This window comes from Bradyrhizobium sp. Kon37, from assembly GCF_055807535.1.
In genome coordinates this window covers 530,681-544,560 of sequence record NZ_JBVVOY010000002.1, presented here as the reverse complement: position 1 = coordinate 544,560, position 13,880 = coordinate 530,681, and the positions used below count along the sequence as shown (strand labels likewise).

Here is a 13,880-nt window from a genome sequence, read left to right as displayed (position 1 = left end):
GTCTCGCAACTGCGCATCGGTAGCGCCCGAAACGGATGTCCGCTCGTTCCGGCCCGGCTCCATCCGCCCGGCCGACGTCCTCCGATCGGAGGATGCCGCATGCTGTGGTTGTGGTATGCTTGGTGATATTGATCACCCAGGCCATTTATAGCCATGCACGGACCACGGAAACTGCCCGACCTGGTCGAGGCCATCTACGATGCCGGGCTCGATCCCTCGCTGTGGAATAACGTCGTCACCGGCATCCGCGACTTCGTCGGCGGCCAGGCCTGCGGGCTGTTTTCCAAGGATTCGATCAGCAAATTCGGCGTCACGCACTATTATTGCGGGGCGGACCCGCACTACATCCAGCTCTATTCCGAGACGCATTCGAAGTTCGATCCGCTGACGGTCCTGCCGCCGCACGGCCAGATCGTCAGCATTCCCGATCTCGTCAATTTCGATCAATACCGGGGCGGACGCTTTTACCAGGAATGGATGCGGCCGCAGGGTTGCAGCGATGCGGCCAACGTCGTGCTCGAGAATTCGAATGCGAACTGCCCGGTGATGATGACGGTGCTGTCGGGCCGCCGGATGGTGGATTCCGTGATGAAGCACCGCCTCTCGCTGGTCGTCCCGCACGCCAGCCGCGCGTTGCTGATCAACCGTGCCATGACCTCGCAACTGACGCTGGCGACGGCGCTGGCGGAGGTTCTGGACAACCTTGCATGCGGCATCTTCCTGCTCGATGGTTTCTGCCGGGTGGTGCACGCGAATTCCGCGGGGCACGATATGCTTGCGGCCGACGATCTGGTTCGGTCCGTTGCGGGGCAATTGGTGACCAGCAGTGCGGAGGCCAATCAGACGCTGCGGGAAGCGTTCGCGACCCGCAATGAAATTACCCTGCTTGCCACAAAGGGGCATGCGTTTTCGCTGCTTTCGCCTTCGGGCGAGCGCTATGTCGCGCACATCCTGCCGCTGTCGTCCGTCCTGCGGGACCGCAGCGAGCGGGTGGTCGATGCCGTCGGTGCGCTGCTCCTGCGCAAGGTATCGCCCGGCGGACAGTCCTACGGCGAATTGATTGCGCGGACATTCGACCTTACACCGGCCGAGCTGCGCGTGTTCCTGTCGATCGTCGAGGTTGGCGGCGTCCCGGAGACGGCGGTCGCGCTCGGTATCGCGGAAACGACGGCGAAGACGCATCTGCATCGCGTGTTCGCCAAGACGGGCGTTTCGCGTCAGGCCGAGCTCGTCAAGCTTGCTGCAGGATTCTCCAATCCGCTCGTCAACTAGACCGTTGATTTTGCCATCGCGATTGAACCTTTCGCTCCCGCGAAAGACTCACGGAAGCCGCCAGGCATGAAGAACATGTCGCCATCTCCATGTGTCAGTATTGGCTCTTCCGATGCCCCGACCTCCAAAGCCGTCCGAGTTGATCGAGACTATCTATGACGCGGGCCTCCACCCGGAGTTGTGGAGCGAGGTCGTTGTCAAGCTCAATGCCTTCATCGGCAGCCACGCCTGTGGTCTGATTTCGAAGGACCCGGTCAGCAAATCAGGCGCGACGCATTATTACTGCGGAGTCGATCCGCACTACATTCAGCTCTATGCGGAGACCTACTCCCGGTACGACCCACTTGCTCGGCTTCCGCGCTTTGGTGAGGTGCGCAACATTCCCGATCTCGTGGATTTCGACGAATATCGCCGCGGCCGCTTCTACCAGGAATGGCTGCGCCCCCAGGGCTGCGTCGACGTCGCCAACGTGGTGCTGGAGCAGTCGAAGTCGCCCTGTCCGATGCTGATGACGGTGATCCCGGGCAGGGGGATGCTCGACGCCGAGCAACGGGCGCGGATGCAGTTCCTGGTTCCGCATGCGAGCCGGGCGTTGCTGATCAACCGGGCGATCGACCGGAAGCAGCAGCGTGCGATCGCGCTCGCCGACGTCGTGGACCAGTTGAATGCGGGTGTCATCCTGCTCGATTCGACCTGTCATATCGTCCACAGCAATCCGGCCGCGGAGACGATCCTGGCCGTCGATGATGTCCTGCGGTCTGTCTCGGGCCGGTTGGTGGCAAGCTCCTCCACTGTAAATTCGGCGTTGCGCGATATTTTCCGCGACACAGGCGAAGTTGCGTTGGCGGCATCTTCGGGTCGGAAAATTCCGCTGACGTCGCGTGACGGTTCCTACTACGTCGCGCAAATCATCGCGCTGCCATCATTGCTGCGCGAGGGGACGGCCGAGCGCAGTTCGGCCGTCGGAGCCTTGTTCATCTGGAAAGCGGAACTCGACGGTCGTTCGAGTGCCGGTCTCATTGACCGCACCTTCGAACTTACGCCTGCGGAACTGAGGGTCTTGCAGTCGATCGTCGATATCGGCGGCGTGCCGGAGACCGCGGTTGCGCTCGGTATCGCGGAGACGACGGTGAAGACGCATCTGCATCGCGTGTTCGCCAAGACGGGCGTGTCTCGTCAAGCCGATCTCGTCAAGCTCGCAGCTGGATTCTCCAATCCGCTCGTGCACTGAGACGCGTTCAAAAACGCAGGCGAGTCGCTGCAGCTCGCAATAGGTTCAATCAGAAGCATCATTAGAAAGTTATCGCGCGTCGTTCGATCGAATGACGCGATTTTCCGCGCTCTATTCTACTGAACATCACACGGTCTGTTGTTCGACGTATCGGGCATTTGTGTGAAGCAATTCACTGCAGGCGGAAGTGGATCCCGTCAACCTCTCGAACGGGTTGAGAGGAGATTGTCATGCGAACGGCGTCACCGGTTTTGGCAGGCAGGTTCCGCGACATCGTCGCCCGCATAGGCGCGGTGCTCCGCGCGCAGCGGGAAATCGACGCGCAACGCGTGTTGCATCGCTATCGCCATCTGCTGGAGCAGCCGCACGAAACATTGCGTTTGAATGAAATCATTCCGGTCAGCAACGAAGAGGATATTGCAGAAAATGCCCACGGATCTGATGGGTGCGAGCGCGCCGCCGGACAGCCCAAATTCGAACGTGCGTAACGTCAACGTCGTCGCGATCGCGCTGACCGCGGCGCTCGTCACGCTCCAACTGGTCGGCCTCGCGATGGTGGAGCGATCTCACGCTTACGCGATGCATCCGTCGGCTCCATTCGAGCCGGCCGCTTGCACGGAGAGCGCCGAGGTCCCTGTCTCGCAAATTCCCTACGACTGACCCGGAGGGCGGATTGTGCCTGATGTCACGACTCTGATGCTGCTCAGCGTTGCCGTGTTCGCCGGTGCCTTCGTCTCCGGGCTCTCGGGATTTGCCTTCTCGGCGGTGGCGGGCGCCATCCTGCTCCGGGTGTTTCAGCCGCTCGAAGCCGTGCCGCTGATGATGGCGTGCAGCATCGGCGTGCAGGCCACCAATCTGTGGGCGCTTCGACGCAATATCCGCTGGGAAGGCAGTCTGCTGCTGATCGTCGGTGGCTTGATCGGCGTTCCCATTGCGGTATCACTGCTCCAGAGCACCGATACGCATCTGCTCCGGCGCGGCTTCGGCATCATCGTTGCACTCTATGCCGCCTACATGCTGCTGCGGCCGACGCTGGTGACGGCCGGCGAGGCGGTCGGGCGGCATTGGGTTGCCTTGATCGGGTTCGGGGGAGGGCTGGTCGGCGGGCTGACCGCGATGCCCGGCGCGATCCCGACGATCTGGTGCGACATGCGCGGCATGCCCAAGAGCGAGCAGCGCGGCCTGGTGCAGCCCTTCATCGCCGCGATGCAGCTGTTCGCGATCGCGCTGCTGGTCGGACATCAGGATCTGTCGTCAAAAGTCTTCGTCGATCTCGCGGTCAGCCTGCCGGCGTTGTTCGCAGGCTCCGCGCTCGGCGTGATCGCCTTCCACAGGGTCAACGAGACGGTCTTTCGCAAGACCGTGCTCGTTCTGTTGTTGCTGTCGGGGATTTCCCTGATCTAGTGCCCGACGGGTTGCACCGGCGCCGCGCTGGTGTCGCTGCCGTGATGCGTCAGCGGCTTCATGCCGGTGACGGTCCGCAGCAGCACATAGAACACCGGCGTCAGGAACAGGCCGAATACGGTGACGCCGATCATGCCGGAGAACACGGCGACGCCCATGGCGCGCCGCATCTCCGAGCCGGCACCGGTCGAGAGCACCAGCGGCAGCACGCCCATGATGAACGCCATCGACGTCATCAGGATCGGGCGCAACCGCAGTCGGCTCGCCTCGATCGCTGCCCGGATCGGCGTGCGGCCTGCGAACTCGAGCTCGCGCGCGAATTCGACGATCAGGATCGCGTTCTTGGCCGAGAGTCCCACCAGCACGATCAAGCCGATCTGGGTGAAGACGTTGTTGTCGCCCTTGGAGATCCAGACGCCGAACATCGCGGCCAGCAGACCCATCGGCACGATCATGAGGATCGAGAGCGGCAAGGTCAGGCTTTCATAGAGTGCGGCCAGCACCAGGAACACCAGCAGGATCGCCAGCGGGAACACCCAAAGACCGGAATTGCCGGCGATGAACTCCTGATAGGTCAGGTCGGTCCATTCGAAGGCGAAGCCGGGCGGCAATGTCTCCGCCGCGATCCGCGTCGCGACCTCCTGTGCCTGGCCGGAGGAAAAGCCGGGCGCAGCCGCCGCGTTAATGTCGGAGGACAGAAAGCCGTTGTAGCGGATCGCGCGCTCGGGGCCCGCGCTCTGGCGGATCGTGAGCAACGCCGACAGCGGCACCATGTCGCCGGAGGACGAGCGCACCTTCAACTGCCTGATGTCGTCGGCACGCGCGCGGAACGGTGCGTCGGCCTGCACGTAGACGGAGTAGGTGCGGCCAAACTTGTTGAAGTCGTTGACGTAGTAGGAACCGAGATAGATCTGGAGCGTGTTGAACACCTCCGTCACGGGGACGCCGAGCTGGAGCGCCTTGGTGCGGTCGATGTCGGCAAAGAGCTGGGGCACGTTGACCTGGAAGCTCGAGAACACGCCGGCGATCTCCGGTGCCTTCTGCATCGCCGCCATGAACGCATTCGTCGCCTGGTTCAGCGCTTCATAGCCGAGGCCGGCGCGATCCTCGATCTGCAGCTTGAAGCCGCCGATGGTGCCGAGACCGTTGACCGGCGGCGGCGGGAACATGGCGATGAAGGCTTCCTGAATCCCGGAGTATTTCTTGTTGAGGTCGGCCGCGATTGCATTGCCGCTCAGCGCGGGGCTCTTGCGCTCGTCGAACGGCTTCAGCGTCGAGAACACGATGCCGGCGTTGGAGGAGTTGGTGAAGCCCGAGATCGACAGGCCCGGGAATGCAACCGAGCTCTCGACACCGGGCTGGGTCAGCGCGATGTCGCTCATCTTGCGGATGACGTCTTCGGTGCGGTCCAGCGTTGCGCCATCAGGCAGTCGTGAGAACCCGACCAGATATTGCTTGTCCTGACCCGGCACGAAGCCGCTCGGGACCTGCTGGAACAGGAAGGCGGTGAGGCCGACCAGGACCACATAGAGGCCCATGACGACCGCCTTGCCCGAAATCACCTTGGTGACGGTGCCGCTGTAATTCTCCGACGAGCGTGTGAACACCTTGTTGAAGCCGCGGAAGAACCAGCCGAGGCTCTTTTCCATGATGATCGTCAGCCGGTCCTTCGGCTCGTTGTGTCCCTTGAGCAGCAGGGCCGACAACGCCGGCGACAGCGTCAGCGAGTTGACGGCCGAGATCACGGTCGAAATCGCGATCGTCAGCGCGAACTGCTTGTAGAATTGCCCAGTGAGGCCGGAGATGAAGGCGAGCGGCACGAACACGGCGATCAGAACCATGGCGATCGCGATGATCGGCCCCGACACCTCGCGCATCGCCTGGTAGGTCGCATCGCGCGGCGACAGCCCGCCCTCGATGTTGCGCTCGACGTTCTCGACCACGACGATGGCGTCGTCGACCACGATTCCGATCGCAAGCACCAGGCCGAACAGGCTGAGCGCGTTGATGGAGAAGCCGAAGACGTGCATGACCGCGAAGGTGCCGACGATCGACACGGGCACCGCCAGCAGCGGAATGATTGAGGCGCGCCAGGTCTGGAGGAACAGGATCACCACCAGCACCACCAGCGCGATCGCCTCCAGCAGCGTGTGGATCACGGCCTCGATCGACGAGCGGACGAATTGGGTCGGGTCGTAGACGATCTGGTAGGACACGCCTTCCGGCATGTTCTTCTTGATTTCGGCCATGGTGGCGCGAACGTGGTCGGAAATCTCGAGCGCATTGGAACCGGGCGCCTGGAAGATCGGGATCGCAACCGCCTGCTTGTTGTCGAGCAGCGAACGCAGGCCGTATTGCGAGGCGCCGAGCTCGATGCGTGCGACATCGCGCAGCCGCACCACCTCGCCACGCGTGCCGGTCTTGACCACGATGTCGCCGAACTGCTCCTCGTTCGCAAGCCGTCCCTCGGCGTTGACGGACAGTTGCAGGTCGATGCCCTTGACGTTCGGCGAGGAGCCGACCACGCCGGCGGCGGCTTCGACGTTCTGCGCCTGGATCGACTTGACGATGTCGCTTGCGGTGAGGCCGTGCTCGGCGGCCTTCTGCGGATCGACCCACACCCGCATCGAATAGTCGCCGGCGCCATAGAGTTGAACGTCGCCGACGCCGTCGATCCGCGCCAGCCGGTCCTTGACGTTGAGCACGGCGTAGTTGCGCAAATACGTCATGTCGTAGCGATTGTTCGGCGACAGCAGATGCACGACCATGGTGAGGTCGGGCGAGGACTTCTTGGTGATGATGCCGAGCTGCCGCACCACGGCGGGCAGGCGCGGCTCAGCCTGCTGCACGCGGTTCTGCACCAGCTGCGTCGCCTTGTCAGGATCGGTGCCGAGCCGGAACGTCACCGTCAGCGTCATCGCGCCGTCGGTGGTCGCCTGGCTCGACATGTAGAGCATGTTTTCGACGCCGTTGATCTGCTCCTCGATCGGCGTCGCCACCGTTTCCGCGATCACCTTCGGATTGGCGCCAGGATAGGTCGCGCGCACCACCACCGAGGGCGGCACGACGTCGGGATATTCCGAGATCGGCATCGCGAACAGCGAGATCAGGCCCGCGAGAAAGATCAGGACCGACAGCACGCCGGCGAAAATCGGACGATCGATGAAGAATTTTGAAAGGTTCATGGCCTTGCCCCTGCGCGAGAGACGATTCTCCCGTCATTCCGGGGCGCGGACAAAGCCGCGAACCCGGAATCCAGAAGTATGTCTAGGTAGTTCAACGATTTCGACATTCCGGTTCGCGCTGCCCGCGCGCTCCGGCATGGCGGAGACGCTAACGCTGCACGACGTCCTGATTGCTGTGGTTGGATGCCTGCTGCGGCCCGCGCGCGCCCATTGCCGCGATCTCCGTCTTGAGCAGGGCACCCGGGCGCACGCGCTGGAGGCCGTTGACGATGATGCGGTCGCCGGTCTTCAGCCCCGCCGTCACGATACGCAACCCGTCCACCGAGCCGCCGAGCGTGATCGACCGGTAGACCGCGCGGCTATCGTCGCCGACCGCCATTACGAACTTCTTGTCCTGATCGGTGCCGATCGCGCGCTCGTCGATCATGACCAGCGATTGCTGCTTGGGCTGGCCCATGCGCACGCGGGCAAACTGACCGGGGATGAGACGCCCGTCCTCGTTGTCGAACACCGCGCGGACACGGATGGTGCCGCTCTGGCCGTTGACCTGGTTGTCGATGAGCTGGATGTGCCCCTTCGCCGAGAGACCGCCGGAGGTCGCCATCGCGACCGGGATCTGGTCGAGATTGCCGCGCTTGCCGGAGTCCTCGGAAATCGAGTTCAACGCCCGCACCACCAGCTCTTCATCCGCATCGAATGACGCATAGATCGGATTGACGGAGACCAGCGAGGTCAGCACCGGAGAGGCGGTGCCGGCGGCGACGAGATTGCCGACGGTGATTTCGATCTTGCCGACGCGGCCGTCCACGGGCGCACGTACCTCGGTGTAATCGAGATTGAGTTTTGCGGTCTGGAGCGTCGCCTCGGCCGCCTTCACGTTGGCGATGGCCTCGCGGTTGGCGTTGTCGCGCTGGTCGTAGTCGCGCCGCGTGACCACCGCGTTGCCCACCAGTTGCGCGCCGCGCTCGAGCTCATTCTGCGTGAACACGACGCGCGCTTTCGCGGCTTCGAGTTGGGCCGCGGCCTTGTCGACCTCGGCCGCGTAGGGCGCTGGGTCGATCTTGAACAGGACGTCGCCTGCCTTCACCAGCGCACCTTCGGTGAAGTTGGTCGACAGGATCGCACCGGCCACGCGCGGGCGAAGCTCGACGCGTTGGATGGCCTCGAGCCGGCCGGAGAAATCGTCCCACAGCACCGTCTGCTTTGGTTCGATCAGAGCGACAGTGACGGGGACGGCTTGCTCGGCCGCGGCGGTCGCGGTCGCCTGCGCGGCACGAAAGTAATGGCCGGTCGCGATCGAGCCGGCTGCGACGAGAGCGCCCACGATGGCGACGCCGCCGAGAAGGCGGCGGACACGGCCAGGGCGAGAGGTATTTTGGGAGGGGGGCATTTGCGCGCTCCAGATATGTAGTGTTCACTACAGATGTGGAGCTGGATACCGCAGCGCAAGATACTTATGTACCGTCCGCTAAGAAAATTGTAGCCGCTTACCGCAAGAGTTGGCAAGTGGAAGAGAAAATAAAGCGAGAACAAAGAGATAGGATCAGGCGTTAGGTTGAGAGACGACGCCGATTTCGAGGAGAACAGGCACATGGGCATGGGACGCCCCCGCGAATTCGACGCCGAAACGGCGTTGGACCAGGCGATGGAAGTGTTTTGGCGCCATGGCTACGAGGGTGCCACGATCGCTCAGTTGACCGAGGCCATGGGGATCAATCCGCCCAGCCTCTATGCCTGTTTCGGCAACAAGGAAGGGCTGCTGAAGGCCGCACTCGACCGCTATACCAAACTGCGCAACGTCTGGATGGACGAGGTGGTGGCGGCACCCACCGCCCGCGAGGTCGCCGAGCGGATGCTGATGGGCATCGCCGACAAGCAAACCGATCCGGCCAACCCGCCCGGCTGCCTGCTCGTGCAGGGCGGTATTGCGTGCGGCACCGGATCAGAGAGCGTCCCCTTCGAGCTCGCCGCCCGTCGCGCCCAGAACGAGGACCAGCTTCGCGACCGTTTCATCCACGCCAAGACCGAAGGCGATCTCAAGCCGGGCTCGGATCCCGCAGCACTTGCGCGCTATGTCTCGGCCGTCGCGGTCGGCATGGGCGTGATGGCGTCCTCAGGCTCCGATCGCGAAGCGTTGCAGCAGGTCGCGAGCGTCGCCGTGCAGGCGGTCGAGGCGCAGTCGACTGAAAGAACCTGACGACCGTTGCCGCCTTCCTCTCTCAACTCACCGATTGCGTGGCAGCCAACGACGGCGGCGGAACGAAGCCGCCGAACGCGCGTTCGATCAATCCGGCGAGCGCAATCGTGGTGCGATCCTCGAGATAAGGCCCGATGATCTGGACGCCGATCGGCAGGCCCGACGGCGTGCGCTCGATCGGAACGGCGGTCGCAGGCAGTCCGCAGGTCGAAGCGGGGTCTGCCCAGATGAAGCATGCATCGGCATAGTTGTAGAGCTGTCCGTCGATATCGAGTTGCCGCGCGTCGAACGGCTCGGACTGGTCCTGTGGAAACGCCGGCACGGCCGCGGCCGGATAGATCACTGCGTCGAAATCTCGGAACAGCTCCTGCCACCGTTGTTGCAGCCGCAAGCGCGCCGCATCGGTCGCCAGCCATTCGCGATGGACCATCGCCCAGCCGCGCGCGCGCTCGGCCTGCAGGCTGCGGTCGTCGGGCGAAAGTGCCGCGGCAACTCCTTGCGCCTCTGCGAGGGCGGCCGGTGTCAGGCGTGGACTTCGCGCCGCGTTGAGCAGCTTCATGTAGAGCCGCGCGGATTCGGCGAGGTCGGGCAGCGACGCACTCGATCGCGAAACCCGCGCGCCTGATCGTTCGAGCCGTTCCGCCAACCGCCCGATGGCGGAACGCACGGCATCGCCTGTCGGCATCAACGGATGCGTATCGATCACGAGAATCCTGAAATCCCTGAGCTGGTCGTGGCGCGGGGCCGGCAACGCAAGACGATAGCCGATCCCCTCGCGCGTCTCGTCGGGGCCGGCGATCACGTCGAGGGCGAGCGCGAGGTCCGAGGCGGTGCGCGTCATCGGCCCGACGACGGCGAGATCACCCTGGCCAGGCACAGGCGGCGCCGGCGGCAGGCTGTATCCGCGCAGCGGGACCAGGCCGAGGCTCGGCTTGTGTCCGAACACACCGCAGAAATGCGCGGGCACCCGGATCGAGCCGCCGATATCCGAGCCGATCGAGAGCGGTCCGAACCCTGCGGCCAGCGCCGCGCCGGATCCGCCTGAGGAGCCGCCGGGCGATCGGCCGAGATCCCATGGATTGTTCGTCGTCCCGTAGATCTCATTGTAGCTCTGGAAATCTCTGAGACCGATCGGGATGTTGGTCTTGCCGATGATGACAGCGCCCGCTGCCTTCAACCGCGAGACGACAAGGGCGTCCTCCGCCGGCTGGAAATCCCTGGAATGCGGAAAGCCCCATGTCGTCGGCAGGCGGGCGACGTTGAACGGTTCTTTCAATGTCACGGGGATGCCGAGCAATGGCAGCCGCTCGCCGCGGCCAAGTGCGGCATCGGCGGCGCGTGCGGCGTCTCTTGCGCCATCGAAATCGCGAACGACGACGGCATTGATCCGCCCGTCCAGCGCCTCGATGCGCGCGATCGTATGCTCGATCAACTCCGACGCGGAAACCTTGCGCGCGTGCAGGGCGCTCAGCATTGTGCTGATCGAACCGTAGTCCCAGTCGCTTGCGGTCAGTCCGGGCGGCATCACGATCTCCATTGTCTCGCCTCGCCGCGTCGATGTCTCGGCTGCAAACCTATCCGAGCATCGAGCATGCAATTTGGCAGATGTACTGAGGAGGCCGCGCAACGGGAACCAGATCTGTCCGCCGGTCGGGGGCCGAAGGCGGCGTCCGACCGCCAGATCGCGGGATACGCACTTCTTGCCGCGGTCTATGCGCGATCGATGGGCTCTGTACGCGCTGCTGCTCGCGTGGCATTGGGGGTGGTGAAGCCTGGATACTGACAGCATGTTCGCCCTGACATTCCTTGGGACCTCGGCAAGCGTTCCGTCGACGGAGCGCAACCATCCGGCTCTCCTCGTGGAGGCAGCGGGCAAGCGCGTCCTCATCGATTGCGGCGAGGGTACGCAGCGTCAGTTGCTGCGCAGCGGTGCGGGGTTTCGGCGGCTTGACCGCATTCTGCTGACGCATGCCCATCTCGATCACGTGCTCGGCATTCCAGGTCTCTTCTCGACGCTGGGGTTGCGCCAGCAATCGGACGTGATGACCGTCCATGGAGGGCAGGGGACACTCGACATCGTCATCCGCATGCTTGCCGGCCTGTGGGGCGCGGGCAGGGCGCCGATCCCTGCGGAGTTCGCGCCGCTGATTGAAGGACAGGTTATCGACGCCGGTGACTTCACCATCGACTGCTTTCCGGTCCGCCACCGGGACACCGACAGCTTTGGTTTTTCCTTCCGGAGCCCCGCACGTCGCCATCTGGAGCGGGAGCGCCTCGCCGAGCTCGGTGTTCCCGATGGGCCCATGCGCGGAGAACTGGCCGCGGGACGACCGGTCGTGATCGCCGGCCGCACGATTGATCCGGAAGACGTTCTGGGGCCGCCGAGCGGCGGCAGGAAGCTCGTGGTAATCGGCGACACCGAAACCACCGACGGGCTATCCAAACATGTCGTCGATGCCGATCTACTGGTGGTCGAGGCGACCTTCCTCGATCGCGACGCTGCGACCGCACGGGACTATGGCCACCTCACCGCCCGCGAGGCGGCTTCATTTGCCGCCGCGAACAACGTCGGGCAACTCGTGCTGAATCACATGTCGGGGCGTTATCGGGACGAAGAAATTCTGGCCGAAGCGATAGGGGTTTTTCCAAACACGCGGATCGCCGCCGACTTCGATCACATCGTGATTTGAACGCCGCCCTCAGCTCGTCAATCCCGACTTGATCGCGAGGTCCTGCACCTCTCGCGTCGCCTGCATCAGCCTTGGCAGTGCCTGGTCGCGGAAGGTCTGCATGTCCATGCGCATCGCATCGACCGTGACGCTCAATCCCCCGATCACGAGACCCCGGGCATCGAAGATCGGCGTTGCCAGCGTGCGCAGGCCATAGGCGTTCTCGCCGTCGGAGACGGCATGGCCCTTCTTCTTCACCTGATCGAGCCGGGCGAGCAGGGCATCGAGATCGGTCAGCGTTCGCTCCGACAACTTGACGCGAGGGCGCGCTTCTAGTCGCTCGATCTGCTCGTGCCGCGCCAGATGCGCCAGCATGGCATGGCCGAGCGCGGCGCTGTAGGCGGGAATGCGCGTGCCCGGCCGGCGATCCATCTTGTGGCGGTCGAGGCCCGCGCCGATGCGCGCGAGATAGATCACGTCGCCGCCGTCGAGGATCCCGAGCGAGGCCGCATCGCCGACATCAGGCACGAGATCGCGCAGCAGCGGCTCGACGATCGGCCGCAACGATCCGTGCGACAGCACGGTGTAGCCAAGGTCGAGACAGGCAACCCCGAGGCGGAACCGGCGGCTTTGCGGAACCGCCTGGACATAGCCGAGCTCGACCAGGGTCTGGATCAGCCGGAATGCCGTCCCGCGATCGAGATCGGCGCGTGCGGCAATCTCACTCAGGGTCAACTCGAAGGCCTCGCTGGTGAAGCCCTTGAGCACAGCGAAGGCCTTGCCGACGGAAGCGACATAATTCTTGGGATTCTTCGGGGTGGTTTCCGGTGCGCGCTTCGTGGCCTTCTTTTCGATCTTGGCCATGCTCTAATGTCTCGCCATGACATGTCGCCCTTGACGTGGCGCCAAGCTGATTTTACGACAGGTCAAGCCAATAACAAATGTTCGCATTCCGAACAATATTGATTTGACGATCGGAGGAAGTTTGTCGACATCATCGCTGCACCCTCATGGCGTGTTCTCCGCCGCGCTGACGCCGCTCGACGCCGAGCTCGCCCCCGATCATGCGCGCTTCATCGCGCATTGCCGCCATCTTCTGGACGAGGGCTGCGATGGCATCGCGTTGCTGGGCACGACAGGCGAGGCGAACTCCTTCTCGGCAGCCGAGCGCATGGCACTGCTCGAGGCGGTGGTCGCCGCCGGCAACGCACCGCAGCGGCTGCTGCCGGGCACCGGCGTTGCCGCGCTCAGCGAGACCATTGCCCTGACGCGCCACGCGCTTTCGGTCGGCGTCGATACCGTCGTGATGTTGCCGCCGTTCTACTACAAGGGCGTCACCGATGACGGCATCTTCGCCTCCTACAGTGAAGTCGTGCAGCGCATCGGCGATGCCAGGCTCAAGGTCGTGCTCTATCACATCCCGCAGATGTCGGCGCAGCCGATCTCGCATGCCCTGATTGAGCGGCTGCGCGCGGCTTATCCGTCCACCTTCACGGGCATCAAGGATTCCTCCGGCGACTTCGCCAACATGACCGCGATGGTCGAGCGCTTCCCGGGCTTTTCGGTCCTGGTCGGGGCCGATCCGCTGCTGTTGCCGTTGCTGCGCAAGGGCGGCGCCGGCTGCATCACCGCCACTTCCAATCTCGTCGCGCGCGATCTCGCCTATGTCTACAAGCATTTTCGCGATAGCGACGACGACGCGGCACTCAAGGCTGCGCAGGCGCGCATCGCGAAGGCGCGCGAATTGGTCTCGCGTTTCCCCCAGATGGCCTCCCTGAAGGCGCTGGTGGCCGAGCGCACCGGCCATGCCGGATGGCAGCGCCTGCGGCCGCCGCTGGAATCCTTGCCGCCGGAGCAGGTCAAACAGCTGCTCGCGAACGCGACGGCAATCGCTGCCTAGCGCGGCGCGCGACGAGGCGATC

At 64.0% G+C, this 13,880-nt stretch carries 12 protein-coding genes; 8 read left to right on the top strand and 4 right to left on the bottom strand.

The features are described from left to right. The first annotated feature begins 153 nt into the window (after nucleotides 1-153). The 5 genes from AC0L3J_RS06885 (at nucleotide 154) to AC0L3J_RS06865 (ending at nucleotide 3,907) form a co-directional block, all read left to right on the top strand. Nucleotides 154-1,272 (top strand): helix-turn-helix transcriptional regulator, encoded by a 1,119-nt coding sequence (locus tag AC0L3J_RS06885; RefSeq protein ID WP_473346556.1) that lies wholly within the window; start codon nucleotides 154-156, stop codon nucleotides 1,270-1,272. Between the two features lie 112 nt (nucleotides 1,273-1,384). Further along, entirely contained in the window at nucleotides 1,385-2,503 is a 1,119-nt protein-coding gene (locus AC0L3J_RS06880) for a helix-turn-helix transcriptional regulator (protein ID WP_473346554.1), read from the top strand. A gap of 230 nt (nucleotides 2,504-2,733) precedes the next feature. Further along, nucleotides 2,734-2,991 carry a hypothetical protein gene (locus AC0L3J_RS06875; RefSeq protein ID WP_456764805.1) on the top strand — a complete coding sequence of 86 codons (258 nt, stop codon included), beginning with the start codon at nucleotides 2,734-2,736 and terminating at the stop codon, nucleotides 2,989-2,991. Further along, nucleotides 2,984-3,163 carry a hypothetical protein gene (locus tag AC0L3J_RS06870; protein WP_456764804.1) on the top strand — a complete coding sequence of 60 codons (180 nt, stop codon included), beginning with the start codon at nucleotides 2,984-2,986 and terminating at the stop codon, nucleotides 3,161-3,163. The genes AC0L3J_RS06875 and AC0L3J_RS06870 overlap by 8 nt, the downstream gene beginning before the upstream one ends. Before the next feature lie 15 nt (nucleotides 3,164-3,178). After that, a complete protein-coding gene (locus AC0L3J_RS06865) occupies nucleotides 3,179-3,907 on the top strand; it encodes a sulfite exporter TauE/SafE family protein (RefSeq protein ID WP_007592375.1) in 729 nt (242 codons plus the stop codon). Here the strand turns inward: AC0L3J_RS06865 and AC0L3J_RS06860 are convergent. Both AC0L3J_RS06860 and AC0L3J_RS06855 read right to left on the bottom strand, forming a co-directional pair. Next, the gene (locus tag AC0L3J_RS06860) at nucleotides 3,904-7,092 is read right to left on the bottom strand and encodes an efflux RND transporter permease subunit (protein WP_473346551.1); all 3,189 of its coding nucleotides are present in this window, start codon (nucleotides 7,090-7,092) and stop codon (nucleotides 3,904-3,906) included. The genes AC0L3J_RS06865 and AC0L3J_RS06860 overlap by 4 nt on opposite strands. Nucleotides 7,093-7,240: 148 nt before the next feature. Further along, complete coding sequence (locus AC0L3J_RS06855; RefSeq protein WP_473287278.1) at nucleotides 7,241-8,482, bottom strand: efflux RND transporter periplasmic adaptor subunit; 1,242 nt, start codon at nucleotides 8,480-8,482, stop codon at nucleotides 7,241-7,243. Between the two features lie 201 nt (nucleotides 8,483-8,683). Between AC0L3J_RS06855 and AC0L3J_RS06850 the strand changes: the two genes are divergently transcribed. Then, nucleotides 8,684-9,289, top strand: a complete 606-nt coding sequence (locus AC0L3J_RS06850; protein WP_473287277.1) for a TetR/AcrR family transcriptional regulator — start codon at nucleotides 8,684-8,686, stop codon at nucleotides 9,287-9,289. Between the two features lie 22 nt (nucleotides 9,290-9,311). On the opposite strand, the gene AC0L3J_RS06845 is transcribed toward AC0L3J_RS06850, so the two are convergent. Beyond that, a complete protein-coding gene (locus tag AC0L3J_RS06845) occupies nucleotides 9,312-10,814 on the bottom strand; it encodes an amidase (RefSeq protein WP_473346549.1) in 1,503 nt (500 codons plus the stop codon). Nucleotides 10,815-11,076: 262 nt separating this feature from the next. On the opposite strand from AC0L3J_RS06845, the gene rnz reads away from it, so the two are divergent. Continuing rightward, nucleotides 11,077-11,979 carry a ribonuclease Z gene (rnz, locus tag AC0L3J_RS06840; protein ID WP_473287275.1) on the top strand — a complete coding sequence of 301 codons (903 nt, stop codon included), beginning with the start codon at nucleotides 11,077-11,079 and terminating at the stop codon, nucleotides 11,977-11,979. 9 nt (nucleotides 11,980-11,988) lie between these two features. Here rnz and AC0L3J_RS06835 read toward each other — a convergent pair whose 3' ends face one another. Then, entirely contained in the window at nucleotides 11,989-12,822 is an 834-nt protein-coding gene (locus AC0L3J_RS06835; protein ID WP_473287274.1) for an IclR family transcriptional regulator, read from the bottom strand. A gap of 121 nt (nucleotides 12,823-12,943) precedes the next feature. Between AC0L3J_RS06835 and AC0L3J_RS06830 the strand changes: the two genes are divergently transcribed. After that, the gene (locus AC0L3J_RS06830; RefSeq protein ID WP_473346547.1) at nucleotides 12,944-13,858 is read left to right on the top strand and encodes a dihydrodipicolinate synthase family protein; all 915 of its coding nucleotides are present in this window, start codon (nucleotides 12,944-12,946) and stop codon (nucleotides 13,856-13,858) included. Nucleotides 13,859-13,880 lie beyond the last annotated feature (22 nt).

Coding starts and splice junctions, on each gene's coding strand:
- AC0L3J_RS06875 (WP_456764805.1), top strand. CDS start 2,734: ATGCGAACGGCGTCACCGGTTTTGGCAGGCAGGTTCCGCGACATCGTC.
- AC0L3J_RS06835 (WP_473287274.1), bottom strand. CDS start 12,822: ATGGCCAAGATCGAAAAGAAGGCCACGAAGCGCGCACCGGAAACCACC.
- AC0L3J_RS06885 (WP_473346556.1), top strand. CDS start 154: ATGCACGGACCACGGAAACTGCCCGACCTGGTCGAGGCCATCTACGAT.
- rnz (WP_473287275.1), top strand. CDS start 11,077: ATGTTCGCCCTGACATTCCTTGGGACCTCGGCAAGCGTTCCGTCGACG.
- AC0L3J_RS06850 (WP_473287277.1), top strand. CDS start 8,684: ATGGGCATGGGACGCCCCCGCGAATTCGACGCCGAAACGGCGTTGGAC.
- AC0L3J_RS06880 (WP_473346554.1), top strand. CDS start 1,385: ATGCCCCGACCTCCAAAGCCGTCCGAGTTGATCGAGACTATCTATGAC.
- AC0L3J_RS06860 (WP_473346551.1), bottom strand. CDS start 7,092: ATGAACCTTTCAAAATTCTTCATCGATCGTCCGATTTTCGCCGGCGTG.
- AC0L3J_RS06845 (WP_473346549.1), bottom strand. CDS start 10,814: ATGCCGCCCGGACTGACCGCAAGCGACTGGGACTACGGTTCGATCAGC.
- AC0L3J_RS06855 (WP_473287278.1), bottom strand. CDS start 8,482: ATGCCCCCCTCCCAAAATACCTCTCGCCCTGGCCGTGTCCGCCGCCTT.